Annotated in this window: 14 protein-coding genes, 1 tRNA gene and 1 pseudogene; 15 read left to right on the top strand and 1 reads right to left on the bottom strand. The window is 41.0% G+C overall.

What is annotated here, in order from left to right:
• Positions 1-22 precede the first annotated feature (22 nt).
• The 8 genes and pseudogenes from AC075J_RS15430 (at position 23) to bioA (ending at position 5,864) form a co-directional block, all read left to right on the top strand.
• Positions 23-93 (top strand) — tRNA-Trp (locus AC075J_RS15430).
• Between the two features lie 461 nt (positions 94-554).
• Positions 555-1,319 (top strand): threonine/serine exporter family protein, encoded by a 765-nt coding sequence (locus tag AC075J_RS15435; protein WP_008708223.1) that lies wholly within the window; start codon positions 555-557, stop codon positions 1,317-1,319.
• On the top strand, positions 1,316-1,756 hold the full coding sequence (locus AC075J_RS15440; RefSeq protein WP_008708222.1) for a threonine/serine exporter family protein: 441 nt from the start codon (positions 1,316-1,318) through the stop codon (positions 1,754-1,756). The genes AC075J_RS15435 and AC075J_RS15440 overlap by 4 nt, the downstream gene beginning before the upstream one ends.
• Positions 1,757-1,885: 129 nt before the next feature.
• Positions 1,886-2,001: pseudogene (locus AC075J_RS15445) on the top strand (IS200/IS605 family transposase); the annotation flags it as partial.
• 398 nt (positions 2,002-2,399) lie between these two features.
• Positions 2,400-2,993, top strand: coding sequence for a biotin transporter BioY (locus AC075J_RS15450; RefSeq protein WP_055053849.1), 594 nt, complete (start codon positions 2,400-2,402; stop codon positions 2,991-2,993).
• Positions 2,990-3,982 (top strand): biotin synthase BioB, encoded by a 993-nt coding sequence (bioB, locus tag AC075J_RS15455; protein WP_055058592.1) that lies wholly within the window; start codon positions 2,990-2,992, stop codon positions 3,980-3,982. The genes AC075J_RS15450 and bioB overlap by 4 nt, the downstream gene beginning before the upstream one ends.
• A complete protein-coding gene (gene bioD, locus AC075J_RS15460; RefSeq protein ID WP_055053848.1) occupies positions 3,979-4,677 on the top strand; it encodes a dethiobiotin synthase in 699 nt (232 codons plus the stop codon). The genes bioB and bioD overlap by 4 nt, the downstream gene beginning before the upstream one ends.
• A complete protein-coding gene (gene bioA / locus AC075J_RS15465) occupies positions 4,674-5,864 on the top strand; it encodes an adenosylmethionine--8-amino-7-oxononanoate transaminase (protein ID WP_347463320.1) in 1,191 nt (396 codons plus the stop codon). Before bioD ends, bioA begins: the two co-directional genes overlap by 4 nt.
• A 201-nt stretch (positions 5,865-6,065) precedes the next feature.
• Here the strand turns inward: bioA and AC075J_RS15470 are convergent, their stop codons facing one another.
• Positions 6,066-8,351 (bottom strand): glycoside hydrolase family 3 C-terminal domain-containing protein, encoded by a 2,286-nt coding sequence (locus AC075J_RS15470; RefSeq protein ID WP_173698409.1) that lies wholly within the window; start codon positions 8,349-8,351, stop codon positions 6,066-6,068.
• A 296-nt stretch (positions 8,352-8,647) separates the two neighbouring features.
• Between AC075J_RS15470 and AC075J_RS15475 the strand changes: the two genes are divergently transcribed.
• The 7 genes from AC075J_RS15475 to AC075J_RS15505 all read left to right on the top strand — a co-directional run bounded on the left by AC075J_RS15475 (position 8,648) and on the right by AC075J_RS15505 (position 15,568).
• Complete coding sequence (locus AC075J_RS15475; RefSeq protein WP_008708213.1) at positions 8,648-9,415, top strand: helix-turn-helix domain-containing protein; 768 nt, start codon at positions 8,648-8,650, stop codon at positions 9,413-9,415.
• Positions 9,416-9,659: 244 nt separating this feature from the next.
• Positions 9,660-10,280, top strand: coding sequence for a GDSL-type esterase/lipase family protein (locus AC075J_RS15480; protein WP_008708211.1), 621 nt, complete (start codon positions 9,660-9,662; stop codon positions 10,278-10,280).
• Positions 10,281-10,458: 178 nt separating this feature from the next.
• Complete coding sequence (locus AC075J_RS15485) at positions 10,459-11,118, top strand: amino acid ABC transporter permease (protein WP_008708210.1); 660 nt, start codon at positions 10,459-10,461, stop codon at positions 11,116-11,118.
• A complete protein-coding gene (locus tag AC075J_RS15490; protein ID WP_008708209.1) occupies positions 11,099-11,776 on the top strand; it encodes an amino acid ABC transporter permease in 678 nt (225 codons plus the stop codon). The genes AC075J_RS15485 and AC075J_RS15490 overlap by 20 nt, the downstream gene beginning before the upstream one ends.
• Before the next feature lie 21 nt (positions 11,777-11,797).
• On the top strand, positions 11,798-12,553 hold the full coding sequence (locus AC075J_RS15495) for an amino acid ABC transporter ATP-binding protein (RefSeq protein WP_022380065.1): 756 nt from the start codon (positions 11,798-11,800) through the stop codon (positions 12,551-12,553).
• A 294-nt stretch (positions 12,554-12,847) separates the two neighbouring features.
• Positions 12,848-13,840, top strand: a complete 993-nt coding sequence (locus AC075J_RS15500) for a cysteine ABC transporter substrate-binding protein (RefSeq protein WP_008708207.1) — start codon at positions 12,848-12,850, stop codon at positions 13,838-13,840.
• A gap of 408 nt (positions 13,841-14,248) precedes the next feature.
• The gene (locus AC075J_RS15505) at positions 14,249-15,568 is read left to right on the top strand and encodes an IS4 family transposase (protein ID WP_476390172.1); all 1,320 of its coding nucleotides are present in this window, start codon (positions 14,249-14,251) and stop codon (positions 15,566-15,568) included.
• Positions 15,569-15,765 lie beyond the last annotated feature (197 nt).

Consider the following 15,765-nt stretch of genomic DNA (forward strand, 5'->3'; position numbering starts at 1 on the left):
AAGTATGTATAATATACTTTGTAGGGGATTGGTCAAATGGTATGATAGGGGTCTCCAAAACCTTTGGTGGGAGTTCGATTCTCTCATCCCCTGCTCGAAACCTTTGAAAATGAAGGCTTTTGCGCGTCTTCGTCTTCACGGGTAATCACAAGAGTAATCAAAGAAATATCATATGAGTCTATTAAACTAGATTCTATGATATTTTTTTATTTGCCAAAAACAGAGCTGTCAAGAATTTTAATCTTTATAAGAAGGAAGAAAATACTTGACAGCTCGTACACTGATTATTTCTCATAATAAATAGAAAGGGCTTGACGGATTAATCCATCAAGTCCTCTTGACTACTACTCATATTTTTTGATCTGAAAAACACATCTTATTTTTTCAAAATAATCTGAATTGGAACTATTTTATGAAAGCGCTATAAAATAGAAGTTGTATTAACTGCAATTAAGCCTTATACTAAAGCTATCTTCAGAATACAAAAGTGCAGAAGTAAGACACTGGCGTATATTATGCCGGACTCTTTTCTGCAAAATTAAAGGAGTAATCCTATGCAGACATCTAAAGATTTTTTACATATTTTTCTTGATATGGGTGACGCATTGTTAAACAGCGGTGCAGAGATTTTTCGGGTGGAGGATACGCTGAACCGAATGGGTTATGCCTGTGGTGCTGCGCAGATGAATGTTTTTGTGATCACATCCAGTATCGTTATTACCATGGAATTTCCGGGAGAAGGAGCGCGGACACAGACCCGACGGATCAGGGAGTGCGGAGGAAATGATTTTACCAAACTGGAGCAGTTGAATGATCTGAGCCGTCGTTTTTGTAATCATCCTGTTCCGGCAGCAGAGCTTCGGAAGGAATTTGATAAAATTAATATAAATAAAACAAAACCGCTATGGAAACTTCTTGGAAGCCTTCTGGCTGCATGCAGTTTTGCTTTTTTTTATGGTGGAAGTATTCCGGATGCTGTTGCAGCAGGGCTTGGGGCTGTTCTGATCTGGGGATTACAGCAATATCTTCGTCCGGTATGCATGAATGAAGTGACTTTTCAGTTTGTGGCGTCTTTTTTTACAGGCTGTGCAATCTGTGGATTAACCTTGCTGTGCCCATTCCTTCGCATGGATAAGATTATGATCGGTGACATTATGCTTTTGATTCCGGGGTTGATGTCGACAAATGCAATCAGGGATGTACTTATTGGTGATACACTCTCTGGAATCATCCGTCTGATTGCTGCTTTACTACTTGCTGCGGCACTGGCACTTGGATTTATGGGGGCAATTATTTTATTTGGGAGGTTTGGACTTTGACTGCAGCAATCATGATACAATTAATTACCGGAGCCATTGGCTCTGTAGGATTTGGAATTCTTTTTCATATAAAAAAGAAATATTTGCCTCTGGCAGCAGTTGGCGGCTTCCTTAGCTGGCTGGTGTTCCTTCTGGGAAAAGAATTCTGGGGAAATGTTTTTCTTCCGACTCTGATGGCTGGCTTTGTTACAGATGTGTATGCAGAAATTCTTGCAAGAATCTGTAAAGAAACATCTACATCTTTTTTTGTTACTTCCGTAATCCCTCTGATTCCCGGAAGTACTCTTTATTATTGTATGAACAGCATTGTGGAAGGAAATACTGTTCGAGCATTGGAATATGGACGGGATACGTTTCTTTTTGCTTTTGGAATTGCAGCAGGAATGAGTATTGCGTGGTCGATCTGTTATTTTCTGAGAACTGTAAGGAAAAAGTAGAACTGACCTGGCAAGAAAGAAATTCCCGATGAAATGACACACACCCGTTTTCGACAGTTGATGAAAAATAAAATGGCAGAATCTCTTGACTTTATTGGGGGGTCTGCCGTTTTTGTATGGTTAAAATGAAAAAGTACATTAATGATATTCGAAAGACATGCAAATCTGAATATGGAAACAGACATTTCTGGTGTCGTGGATATTATGTAGATACGGTATGGAAAAATGCAAAAAAAATACAGGAATAATGAGTCATTAGACTCCAATGCCGGTAATAGACCCTTATAGGGTCAAAGCAAACCACCGACTTAGCCGGTGGTCGTGATTACCGAATCAAGCAAGTAGCGAAGCGGATGATTTTATCCGCTTGACCATATTATATATGCTGTGACGCAAATAGCAAGGCTAAGTTACTGTTCACTCCGTTCACAGTAACTTAGCCAAAATTCATTCCAGATTGCCTGCGGCAATGGAATTTTGGCTTGTATGTCTCGGGATTTTGGCATATTCATGCCAAAACACCTTGCGGGATAGTGGTGTGTGAACAGTAACAGGCGAACTATAAACTGAGAAAATAAAAAAGTTGACAATTAACCTTCTGTGCTTTAAAATAGTAAACCATAAAATATATGGAGGTTTACAAATGACTAAAACAAAAAGCATGATCTATTGCGGTCTTTTTACGGCGTTGATTGCAGCAGGTGCGTTTATTAAAATCCCTGTACCTGTAGTTCCCTTTACACTGCAGTACCTGTTCACTATGCTTGCCGGATTGTTTCTGGGATCCAGAAGGGGTATGATTTCTGTGGTTGCCTATATGCTGTTGGGACTGGCAGGACTTCCGATCTTTTCGGAGGGCGGTGGGATCTGGTATATTTTCAAGCCAAGCTTCGGTTATATTATAGGGTTCTGCCTGGGAACATACGTGACCGGACTTATTGCAGAGCGTCTTAAGCAGAAGACAGTTTTTCACTATTTACTTGCGAATTTGGCAGGTCTGATGATCGTCTATGCCTGTGGAATGGTTTATTACTATGTGATCTGTAATTATGTGATCGATACACCGATTGGAATCTGGCCGCTTATCCTTTATTGTTTTCTTCTTGCTGTACCCGGTGACATTGCATTAAGTGTTCTGGGAGCTGTTATTGCAAAACGTGTCAGACCGGTAGTGCTTCAATATCTTTTTGATTCAAAATCAAATGTCAGACTGGAAAGGGAGGAGCTTGTAAAATGAATCCACTTATTTTAGCACAGGAAATTATTGATGGACGCAGAATCACAAGGAAAGATGATCTTTCTTTTTTTCTCACCTGTGATTTAGATGAGTTATGTGAAGGAGCAGACCGTATCCGCGAAGCATATATCGGTGATAAGGTAGATCTCTGTTCCATTATCAATGGCCGCAGCGGCAGGTGTCCGGAGGACTGCAAATATTGTGCTCAGTCAGTACACCACCATACTTCCTGTGAAATCTATGATTTTCTTCCCGAGGAAAAGATTCTGGAAGCATGTAAAATGAATGAAGAGGAGGGCGTTGATCGTTTTTCCATTGTCACTGCAGGAAAGGCTCTGACCGGAAAAGAATTTGATCAGGCGATTCATGCCTATGAAACCATGTATAAGGAATGCAATATCGATCTCTGTGCTTCCATGGGATTTCTTTCTTCCGAACAGCTGCATCGTCTTCATGAAGCCGGAGTAACCAGTTACCATCATAATATTGAGACTTCGCGGAGAAATTTTCCTAATATATGTACGACACATACATACGATATGAAGATTGAAACTCTGAAAAAGGTAAAGGCAGAAGGAATGTGTGCATGTTCCGGTGGCATCATAGGAATGGGAGAGACCTGGGAGGATCGTCTGGATATGGCAGTCAGCCTTGCAGAGCTGGGTATTGACTCCATTCCGATCAATGCATTGATGCCCATTCCGGGAACACCTTTGGAACATCTTGATCAGCTTTCAGAGCAGGATATCCTCCGGACAATTGCCTTCTTTCGTTATATTAATCCTGAGGCTAATATTCGTCTTGCTGCCGGACGGGCACTTCTTACCAATGACGGGGAAACCGCTTTTAAATCCGGTGCCTCCGCTACAATAACAGGGAATATGCTGACTACTGTTGCCTGCGCAACCATCCGCAGCGACCGAAAAATGCTCTCTGATATGGGCAGAAATGTAACACCAGAATATTGGAAGGAAGTGGAAGAATCATGAGTAAAGCGGTATTTATTACAGGAACAGGAACAGACATGGGCAAAACCTATCTCTCAGGACTGATCGTAAAAAAACTGGCACAGGCAGGAAAAAATCCGGCTTATTACAAAGCTGCAATGAGTGGAAATGACCGGCGTGCAGACGGAAGTCTAATCCCGGGCGATGCACTTTTTGTTAAAGAGATGTCTGGTATTTCCCAGTCTCTGGATGATATGTGTCCCTATGTATATGAAAATGCCTGGTCTCCTCATCTTGCTTCAAGAGTTGAGGGTAATCCGGTGGATCTTGATGTTGTGCGAAGAGGATTTTTGAAGGCAGCAAATGATTATGAATATATTACCATGGAAGGAAGTGGCGGTATCCTCTGTCCGCTCTGTTTTGATGAACGCAAAATCCAGCTTGAAGATGTGATAAGAGAGTTTGAGCTTTCCAGTATTCTGGTGGCAGATGCAGGGCTTGGTACAATAAACAGTGTTGTATTGACTGCTGAGTATATGAAAGTCCATTCCCTTCCAATCAAAGGTATTATTTTTAACCATTACCATCCCGGAAATATTATGGAAGAGGATAATATTGCTATGTGCCAATATATGACAGGCCTTCCGGTTATTGCAAAAGTACAGGATAATGCGAAGGATCTTGATATAGATGCAGATGTACTGGCAGAATTTTATGATGAGGTGAAGATCAAATGATATGGTATCCCTATGAACAAATGAAAACAATGAAAGCTCCCTATAAGATTCTGGATGCAGAGGGTGTACATCTTTATACAAAAGATCAGAAGCTGATAGACTCTATATCTTCCTGGTGGTGTATGATTCATGGATATAAGCATCCGGAACTGACAGAAGCGATCAAGGAACAGGCAGACCGTTTTTGTCATGTAATGCTTGGGGGACTGACACATGAGCCGGTGGAAAAGCTTTCTGCGAAGCTGCAGGAATTTCTGCCAGGAGATCTGGATTATTGTTTTTTTTCAGATTCAGGAAGTGTTGCAGTGGAGGTCTCACTTAAAATGGCCCTTCAATACAACACCAATCAGGGAAGAAAGCGCCCGTTAGTGCTGGCTCTTGAACATGCATATCACGGGGATACATTTAAGGCAATGGAAGTTGGTGATGACGAGGATTATCATTTCGCTTTTGACAAAAAAGAGGGTGTTGTCCATATTCCCACTGAGATTCCGGCCCTGGAGGAGGCATTTGAACAGTATAATGACCGTCTGAACTGCTTTATTGTGGAGCCTCTTTTACAGGGAGCAGGAGGAATGCGGATGTATGATATTTCATTCCTGAAGAGAGCAAGAGAATTGTGTGACCAGTATGATGTTCTTTTGATTTTTGACGAGGTTGCAACCGGGTTTGGCCGCACAGGTAATCGCTTTGTGGCAGATCTTGTTCTGCCGGATATCCTGGTTCTTGGAAAGGCCCTTACAGGAGGATATATTGGTCATGCTGTCACTGTGGCAAATCACAAGGTATTTGATGCCTTTTACAGTGATGATGACAGACTTGCCCTGATGCATGGTCCTACTTTTATGGGAAACCCGCTGGCATGTGCTGTGGCTTTGAAGGGGATTGAGATTTTTGAGCGTGAAGATTATATGAGTAAAATCCGTCATATTGAACAGGTTTCACGTGGTGAGATGGAAGCATTCACAGATCCACGGATCAAAGAAGTCCGGATCATGGGTGGCTGTGTGTGCGTGGAGGTTCATGATTCCAGAGATCTGGAAGGCTTCCAGCAGTTTGCTTATGAACGGGGTGTGTTCAGCAGGCCATTTTTGAACTACATGTACTCTATGGTTCCATATGTGATCAGTGACGAAGAGCTTATAAAAATTTTTGATGTGATGAAGGAATGGTTTAGAGAGAAATAAATAAAAACTACTGTATAAAGCCGGAAAAAAATTCAGCTTATATACAGTAGTTTTTTTGTTTTATAGCAATCCTTGTAAATAATGCATTTAAGACAGTTCAGCAGAGTGCGAAAGACAAGGAAGATATCTGCAGGCGTGCTGACGCACGGCAAAGATATCTGACGCAGGATTTCACACTCTGATGGGCTGGATTAAGATGCATTATTTCAGAGGATTGCTATAGATTGCCTGCAGTTTGTCAATCATCTCCCGGATCTCAGCCCGGGAGAATCCGCCAAAGCTGCACAGAGAGCGAAGTGGCATGGAATCTGTCATTGCTGCTACCATTTCTTCAGTGATAGCTTCAGCAGCAGATTGGGAAGCTGTGTCTGAACCGCCGTTCATTGCAGCCAGATATCTGGAAGTCAGTTCTTTTGCTGCTTCTTTTGTGTTGGGATTATTGAAAAGCTCACCCAGTGTTGTGTTCATATGAATATGCATGGGAATTACCTGGCTGCTGGAGAGTTCAATGGTTTCAGAGAGACGGATATCTCTGGAGGACGCACCAATCAGAATCTCATATTTGCCGCTTGCAGCATACCAGTTCTGTAATTGGGTGTTGTACCATGCAAAGCTACGCTTATCCAGTTTCATAGTAACTGTTTTGGTTTCGCCGGGAGCAAGCTGGACTTTTTCAAAACCTTTCAGTTCTTTTTCCGGACGGATCGTGGATGCTGTCATGTCTTTCACATAGAGCTGGACAGCTTCTTTTCCTGCAACGTTTCCTGTATTTGTTACATCTACAGAAACAGTGACAGTATCTTTTTCTGTTGGATTTGTGTTGGAAATCTGCAGATTGCTGTATGTAAAAGTAGTATAGGAGAGTCCGTATCCGAATGGATAGGCAACTTCCATCTGTTTGGTGTCATAATAACGATATCCTACAAATACACCTTCACGGTATTCCACTTTATCACCGCCACCGAAGTTCAGGTAGGATGGATTGTCAGCCAGTTTCACCGGGATTGTCTCGGCCAGTTTACCGCTTGGATTTACAATACCATAGAGGATATTTGCAACAGCAGCTCCGCCTGCCTGTCCGCCAAGGTAAGCTTCCAGAATACCTTTCACATTATTGATCCATGGCATTTCCACAGGAGAACCATTGTGAAGAACGATCACAGTATTTGGCTGAACTTCAAGGATCTCAGCAATAAGACGGTTCTGGCATTCTGGCAGTCTCATATGAGAACGGTCATATCCTTCAGACTCAAAACTATCCGGAAGTCCGGCGAAGATCACAACCTTATCAGCAGCTTTTGCAGACTGAAGTGCTTCAGAAGCCAGTTTTTCATCGTATAAATCTTTATCAGCAGGAAATCCTTCTGCGTAAATAACCTGTGCATCAGCAGGAACAGCTTCCAGTGCATTGGTAATTTTAAAGCAGTTAATATGAGAGCTTCCGCCGCCCTGGAAACGAGGTTTTTTGGCAAAACCACCTACAAAAGCTACTTTCTCAGAGGTCTTCAGAGGCAGAATCTGGTCTGCGTTTTTCAGAAGGACCATAGATTCTTCCGCAATACGGCGTGCCTCTTCATGGTCTTTTTCCATGGTAAATTCCTGCGGTGCACGGTGGTCCGCATATTTGTAAATAATATTCAGGATACGTTCTACAGCCTGATCCAGAACTTCTTCCTTCAGAGTGCCATTTTTTACGGCTTCCATGATCAGAGCATCGTTTGTTCCGTTGGAACCTGGCATTTCCAGATCCAGGCCGGCCTCCAGACCCTTCACACGGTCATTGACAGCACCCCAGTCAGACATAACATATCCTTCAAAGCCCCAGTCATTGCGGAGAACATCGGTAAGAAGCCATTTATTCTCGGAAGCAAAAGTACCGTTGATCTGATTGTAGGAGCACATAAATGTATATGGCTGAGCCTTTTTTACTGCAGTTTCAAATGCAGGAAAATAAATTTCGCGGAGTGTTCTTTCATCTGCTTCAGAAGAATTGCTCATGCGGTGATATTCCTGATTGTTAGCTGCAAAATGTTTGATGGAAGTTCCTACATGCTGGGACTGTACACCATTGATAAATGCAGCAGCGATCTCACCTGCAAGGTATGGATCTTCTGAATAGTATTCAAAGTTTCTTCCGCAGAGCGGAGAACGTTTAATATTGACAGCCGGTCCTAAAACAACAGATACGTCATTTGCCTGTGCTTCTCTGCCAATAGTTTCGCCCATGGATTCCATTAATTCACGGTCAAAAGAGCAGGCACTTAAAGCAGCAGGAGGGAAGCAGACTGCTTTGATACTGTCGTTCATTCCAAGATGATCTCCCTTGTCATCCTGTTTACGAAGCCCGTGAGGACCGTCGCTTACCATTACCTCCGGGATTCCGAGTCTTTCCACACTCTTCAGATGCCAGAAATCAAGACCTGAGCACATGCCTGCTTTTTCTTCCAGAGTCATCTGGCTGATGATTTTCTTTAAATCACGCTTCATAATAAATTCCTCCATAAGTTTATTTATATGTGAAACAGATGTTACTGTTCACACACCACTATCCCGCGAGGTGTTTTGGCATGAATATGCCAAAATCCCGAGACATACAAGCCAAAATTCCATTGCCGCAGGCAATCTGGAATGAATTTTGGCTACGTTACTGTGAACGGAGTGAACAGTAACAAACAGATTGTTTGTGTTGCCTTTATCTGGACTATATCACCTTCAAATGATAAAATATAGTAAAATATTGATATAAATAACAAAATATTGCTGCGTATGCGAGAGGAATAAAGATGCAGGAGAAAAGTAAGGAATACAATGAAAAAGAACAACAGGTTGCAGAGAACCGAAGCAGGAATACTCTATTTGAGAGACGTGAGAATTTACAGAAACATGAATCTTATGCAAGTGAGCGTCGGCAGTATGATGCTATCAGGAATGGTCAGACAGACAGAATACAGTCCGTTTTTCAGATCACACCGGATGGAACTCCTGGAATACTGTCCAGAAATGAACTGCGAAACAGTAAGAATATGTTTATCGCAGGAATTACGCTGTTTACCAGAGCTGCGATTGAAGGTGGCGTACCTGAAGAAACTGCTTATGCATTAAGCGATGGCTATATTCAGACAGTGGAAGAGTGTACCAGTAAATCTTCCATAGAAAAGTTATCACAAAAAGCAGCTCTGAGATTTGCCCAGGAAGTGCAAAAGTCCGGAATGAGACATTACAGCAGAGAAATTGAAGCGGCAGTAAAATATATTCATCTTCATCTGCATGTTCCCGTTACACTGGAAGAAACTGCAGAGGCAGCAGGGATCAGTGCCAGTTATCTTTCCAGATTGTTTAAAAAAGAAACAGGAATGCTTTTTGTCGACTATATTCAGAAAGAACGGATAGAAGCTGCCTGTAATATGCTGACCTATTCAGATTATACAGCAGCACAGATCAGTGAATATCTTTGCTTTTCCACACAGAGCTATTTTATAAAAATCTTCAGAAAATATACAGGCACGACACCTGCAAAATATAAAAAATATAAAGTTCAGGACTGGAAATAATATCGGTATCAAAAATTTTTTGATTATTTACGAGGATTGCTATAGGTCCCGAAACCGCACGGAAAATAAAAATATTTCTGAGCGTCCCTTTATGACTTATGACGTACAAATAAACATTTTCAAAAAATACAAAAAAGGGCTTGACAAACAAAAATAAAGATTGTATAGTATTCCTATCAAATCAATATGAAAACAGGGAAAACAAAAATCCCATTAAAAATATCAGATAAGAAGGTGACAAGACATGAAACAAATCTTATGTTTCGGTGATTCCAATACATACGGTTTAATCCCGGGAACTACTAATCAGAGATACGGATGGGGTACCCGCTGGACCAGCATCCTGGATGACAAAGTAAGAACAAAAGGCTACAGAGTAATCGAAGAAGGACTTTGCGGAAGAACCACCGTATTCGATGATCCATTCCGTACAGAAAGAAGAGGAACAGAAATGCTTCCGGCAATCCTTGAGAGCCACAGACCAGTAGACACTATCGTTCTCATGCTTGGCACGAACGATTGTAAAAGCGTATACAGCGCAACCCCGGAAGTAATCGGACAGGGGATTGAACAGCTCCTTGATCAGATCAACACTGTAAACCCGGATGCCAAAATATTACTGGTATCTCCAATCTACCTTGGGGAGAGAATCTGGGAAGAGGATTTTGATCCGGAATTCGATAAGAATTCTATCGAAGTATCATGGAATCTGCCCCGGGTGTATGAGAAAATCGCCAGAAGAAGAAATATTTCTTATCTTCCGGCTTCAGAATTTGCCCGACCGGGAGAAGCCGATCAGGAGCATCTGGATGAACTGGGACATAGCAGACTTGCAGATGCAATTTATGAAAAGCTTGCAGGATGAAGCCTGAAATGTTATGATAGTTCACAGATGTGCAGATGTAACGCTTTAACTAAATCAAGTAAACTACCTGCTTTAACCGAAATAGCAGTGGATTGAAAAGTAATAAGCGGCACAGGCACACCAGAGCGTTCTTCAAATATGCTCTAAATCATAATAATAGAAGGAGAATAAAGTAACCATGGATTTTGAGTTTATCCGCGAGCAGACACCTCTTTATATTGAGGCAGCAAAGCTTACACTTCACATGGCGGTGATTGGTGTGTTGCTTGCCATTGTGGTTGGGCTTGTCTGCAGCATGATTAAGTATTTCAGGATTCCTGTACTTCGTCAGATCGTGGAATGTTACATTGAACTGTCCAGAAATACACCATTGTTGATTCAGTTGTTTTTCCTGTATTTCGGTCTTCCGAAAATAGGGATTGTCCTCAGTTCAGAACAGTGTGCGATCACAGGACTGACCTTTCTCGGAGGCAGTTATATGGCAGAAGCCTTCCGAAGCGGCCTGGACAATGTTCCGCCCATTCAGGTGGAATCCGCATTAAGCCTTGGAATGAGTAAGAGTCAGGTATTTACAAACATTATCCTGCCCCAGGCAGTATCCAATTCTATTCCGGCATTCTGTGCAAATGCGATCTTTCTTATTAAGGAAACCTCCGTATTCAGTGCAGTAGCACTTGCAGACCTGATGTTTGTGACAAAAGACCTGATCGGAATTTATTACAAAACAGATGAAGCCCTGTTTATGTTGGTAATCGCATATCTGATCATACTTTTACCAATCTCACTTATCTGTTCATTTGTAGAAAGGAGAGTCCGCTATGCAGAATATGGGGATTGAGGTTCTTTTTAAGGGAATCAACTCATTAAGACTCTGGCAGGGCTTGTGGGTAACAATAAGAATTGCACTGATTTCCATGGTATTTTCCATAATCCTTGGATTTCTTCTTGGGATGGTAATGAATATCCCAAATAAAATCATTAAGTTTATCTGCCGCATTTACCTTGAAATAGTAAGAATCATGCCGCAGCTGGTGCTTTTGTTCTTGGTATATTTCGGAGCGGCCAAGCATCTGGGGATGAATCTTTCCGGTGAGACAGCGGCGGTCATTGTATTTACATTCTGGGGAACTGCTGAAATGGGTGATCTGGTGCGAAGTGCGCTGATCTCCATTCCTAAACACCAGTATGACAGCGGATACGGTCTTGGATTAAACAAATGGCAGGTCTATCTTTATATTATCCTTCCGCAGACTATAAGAAGACTTCTTCCATCCGCAGTGAATCTTCTTACCCGAATGATCAAGACCACATCACTGGTAGCTCTTATCGGAGTAGTAGAGGTGTTAAAAGTTGGAAAACAGATCATAGATGCATCACGTTATACAAATCCGACAGCGGCCCTCTGGGTATACGGTGCAGTATTCTTTATGTATTTTATCATATGTTTTCCATTTTCCAGACTCTCCAGAGTACTGGAAAAGAAGTTTGCTGATTAATAGAGAAATGAGGATAAATGAATGGGACAGCCGATTTTAGAAGTAGAACATTTAAAGAAATCATATGTAAACAATGTTCCTATTCTGGATGATGTTTCCTTCTCTCTGCAAAAGGGAGAAGTGGTGGTGATCGTAGGACCTTCCGGATGTGGAAAAAGTACCTTCCTGCGATGTATCAACCGCCTGGAAGAGATTGACACCGGTGTACTGAAGCTTAACGGTGTAAGCTATGAGAAAGAAAAAAAGAATATAAGCAAAGTCAGAGAGAAGATAGGAATGGTTTTCCAGAGCTATGATCTTTTCCCGAATATGACAATTTTAAATAATCTTCTTCTGGCACCAATGAAAGTACAGAAAAGAAATAAAGAAGAAGTGAAAAAGGAAGCGGAGCAGCTTCTTGACAGAGTTGGTCTTCTGGATAAGAAAGATAATTATCCAAGGCAGCTTTCCGGTGGTCAGAAACAGCGAGTTGCCATTGTACGTGCCATGCTGATGCATCCGGAGATCATGCTTCTGGATGAGATTACAGCAGCACTTGATCCTGAGATGGTAAGAGAAGTACTTCAGGTAGTACTGGAACTTGCAAAGACAGGAATGACCATGCTGATCGTCACTCATGAGATGGAATTTGCCCGTTCCGTAGCAGACAGAGTGATCTTTATGGATAAGGGAAACATTGTAGAAGAGAACACTCCGAAACAGTTCTTTGATAATCCGGAGACTGACAGGGCAAAACAGTTCCTGAACAGTTTCCATTATGAAACAGTGAAAAAATAGAATAGAGGAAAACAGAATATTTTATAAATCCTGAAATGGATGATAATATCCATGAAATAGCAGGATATCATAAGAGCTAGTACATCGTTTCGTAAATAACTATACCAATCGCGTAGGATGCGGATTCGAGTGTGCTGGTATAAAAACGCAGGCGTAGCGGGCTACGCTGAGGCTTTTAGACCTGTGCAATCGGATTCGCAGACAAGTGAGTGGTATAGTTATTTCGAAAACGATGTACTAGTTATAAAAATTATAATAAAATCAAAATTTTTTTAAAACATGGAGGAAAAGAACATGAAGAAAAAAATATTAGCAGTCTTATTAGCAACAGGTGTAGCAGCAACAACACTTCTTGGCGGAAGTATTCTTGTAAGTGCGGCAGATGACGGTGGAAACACTGCACAGGCCCGTACTCTGGATGAGATCAAAAAAGACGGAAAGATCAAAATCGGTGTATTCAGTGACAAGAATCCATTTGGATATGTAGATGAAAACGGTGATGTTCAGGGATACGATATTTACTTTGGAAAAAGACTTGCAAAAGACCTTCTGGGAAGTGAAGACGATGCAGAATTTACTTATGTAGAGGCAGCAAGTCGTGTAGAATATCTGCAGTCTGCAAAAGTAGATGTGATCCTTGCAAACTTTACAGTAACCGATGACAGAGCGGAGAAAGTAGACTTCGCACTTCCATATATGAAGGTAGCTCTTGGAGTTGTTTCTCCTGATGATGCGCTGATCAAAGATGTAAAAGATCTGGAAGGCAAGAAGCTGATCGTTGTAAAAGGAACAACAGCAGAGACATATTTCACAGATAACTATCCGGATATTGAACTTGTAAAATTTGATGAATACCAGGAAGCATACGATGCGCTTCTTGATGGAAGAGGAGATGCATTCTCCACAGACAATACAGAAGTACTTGCATGGGCTCAGCAGAATGAAGGATTCTCTGTAGGAATCGAATCTCTTGGTGATATTGATACGATTGCACCAGCAGTACAGAAGGGCAACACAGACCTTCTGAACGCAATCAACGATGAAATCAAATCTCTGGCAGATGAACAGTTCTTCCATAAAGATTTCGAAGAAACTCTGAAACCTGTATACGGTGACAACATCAATCCGGATGACCTGGTAGTTGAAGGTGGTGTTGTGGACAGCGAAGAAAAAGCTGAGGATGCAGATGCAGCAGCGACAGAAGATTCTGATGCAGCCTCCGATGACACTAAAGATGCGGAAACAACAGAAGAACCGGAAGAGACAGAGGCAGCAGACGCTGAATAAGCAGTGTAAATGCAGTATAAAAGTTATAATTTTGATATTCTCTAAAGTATTGATTTATAAACAAAGTGAGACGCACTCCATTAGGACATTCCTGTGGAGTGCGTTTCATTTTGAGATAATGATCAATTTTTGCTTATTGCAAGTGTGTCAGATATTTCAAAATTCTGTCATTTTTGTATGTGACTTTGTAAATGGGAAAATGGTTACTGTTCACTCCCAATGTCATTAACTTAAGAGATTGTTGCTTGTTAAACGGGCAATGCTCTCTCTGATACCTGCTTGATATTTCCTAAAATATTACTTGACAAATACTCCTCAATATGCGGCGTTATTACTGATCAATCAGTAATAACGCCCTTTGATTAGGCACTGTTATTTTTAATTACTTAATCAAAGGAGTATTTATTTATGAACTATTCAGATTCTATCAAAGCTATTTTACTTGCTGCTATCAATGATCTTTCCAAAACACCGGAAAAATATGCTGTCAAACCCGGAGTTGATTTTATCAGAAACAGAAAACTTGGTTTTAAAGATTATATGCTGATGTTTCTGACTATGGAAGCTGACTGTATCAGGGAAGAACTGTACCGTTTTTTCGGACGTACTATCGATGCACCTTCCAAAGCGGCTTTTTACAGACAGCGTAAAAAGATCAGGGAAGATGCTTTTCGGAATCTTCTTCTTGCTTTTAACAGGAAACTTCCTAAAAAACTATATAACGGTAAATATGAATTCTGGGCCTGCGATGGTTCTTCCTGTGATATTTTCCTTAACCCTGAAGATAAGGATACCTATTTTGAACCAAATGGTAAATCTACCAGAGGATTTAACCAGATCCATATCAATGCTATGTTTTCTTTACTTGATAAGCGTTTTACTGATATTTTAGTCCAGCCTGCCCGAAAGCGAAATGAGTATTCTGCTTTTTGTTCCATGGTTGATTCTGCAGATATCCATGAACACTACAAAGTCATTTTCTTTGGGGACAGAGGTTATGCTTCTTACAACAACTTTGCCCATGTGATTGAAAAGGGGCAGTACTTCCTTATCCGATGTAACGATAAAAGAGCTTCCGGAATGATGGGATATCCGGTTGATACCCTGCCAGCTTTTGATGAAGATATCTCTCTTATACTGACGAGGTCTAAAGCTGTAAGCAAATATTCCAGACCTGAACTATTCTCTTCATACCGATACATTTATCAGAATGCTCCGATGGATTATCTCAATGATCAAAGAACGGAATATGACCTTGCTTTACGTTTGTTACGCGTACAGCTTGATGATGGCTCTTATGAAAACATTGCTACGAATCTTCCAGAAGAAGAGTTTAAAGCTGAAGATTTCAAAGCTCTTTATCATCTGAGATGGCAGGAGGAAAACTCTTTCCGAGATTTAAAATATTCCCTGTGTCTGAAAGCGTTTCACTCAAAAAAATATGATTATATTGTGCAGGAAGTATGGGCAAGAGTTATTCTATATAATTTCAGTTCCAGCATAATCATAAATGTAACTATTGATCGGGAAGATCGTGCTTATGAATATCAGGCGAATTATTCATCCGCGCTTAAAACATGCAGGGATTTTTTAAGGATTCACGATGGGATAACAAAGATAAATGTAGAAGGTCTGATCGCTCAAAATATTGAGCCGATCAGACCTGGAAGAACCTTTGCCCGCCAGCATAGGTTTAAACTCCCGATGAGTTTTTGTTATAGACATTAGCATTAACTCATATATTACTATATTTCATCTTTAGACAAATTTCAATGTTAAATATTGATTTTGTCTTTTTGTTATACCCAAATTTCAGTAAAACATTGTATCTTAATCCCTCAATATCCCCTTTTTTATCATAATCAAATCCTTCTGCTGATATTTTCATCAATGCAGTATTAGCAAATTGCTTAAGTTAATGACAT

The organism is Blautia sp. ZXY-1-C6, assembly GCF_056339875.1.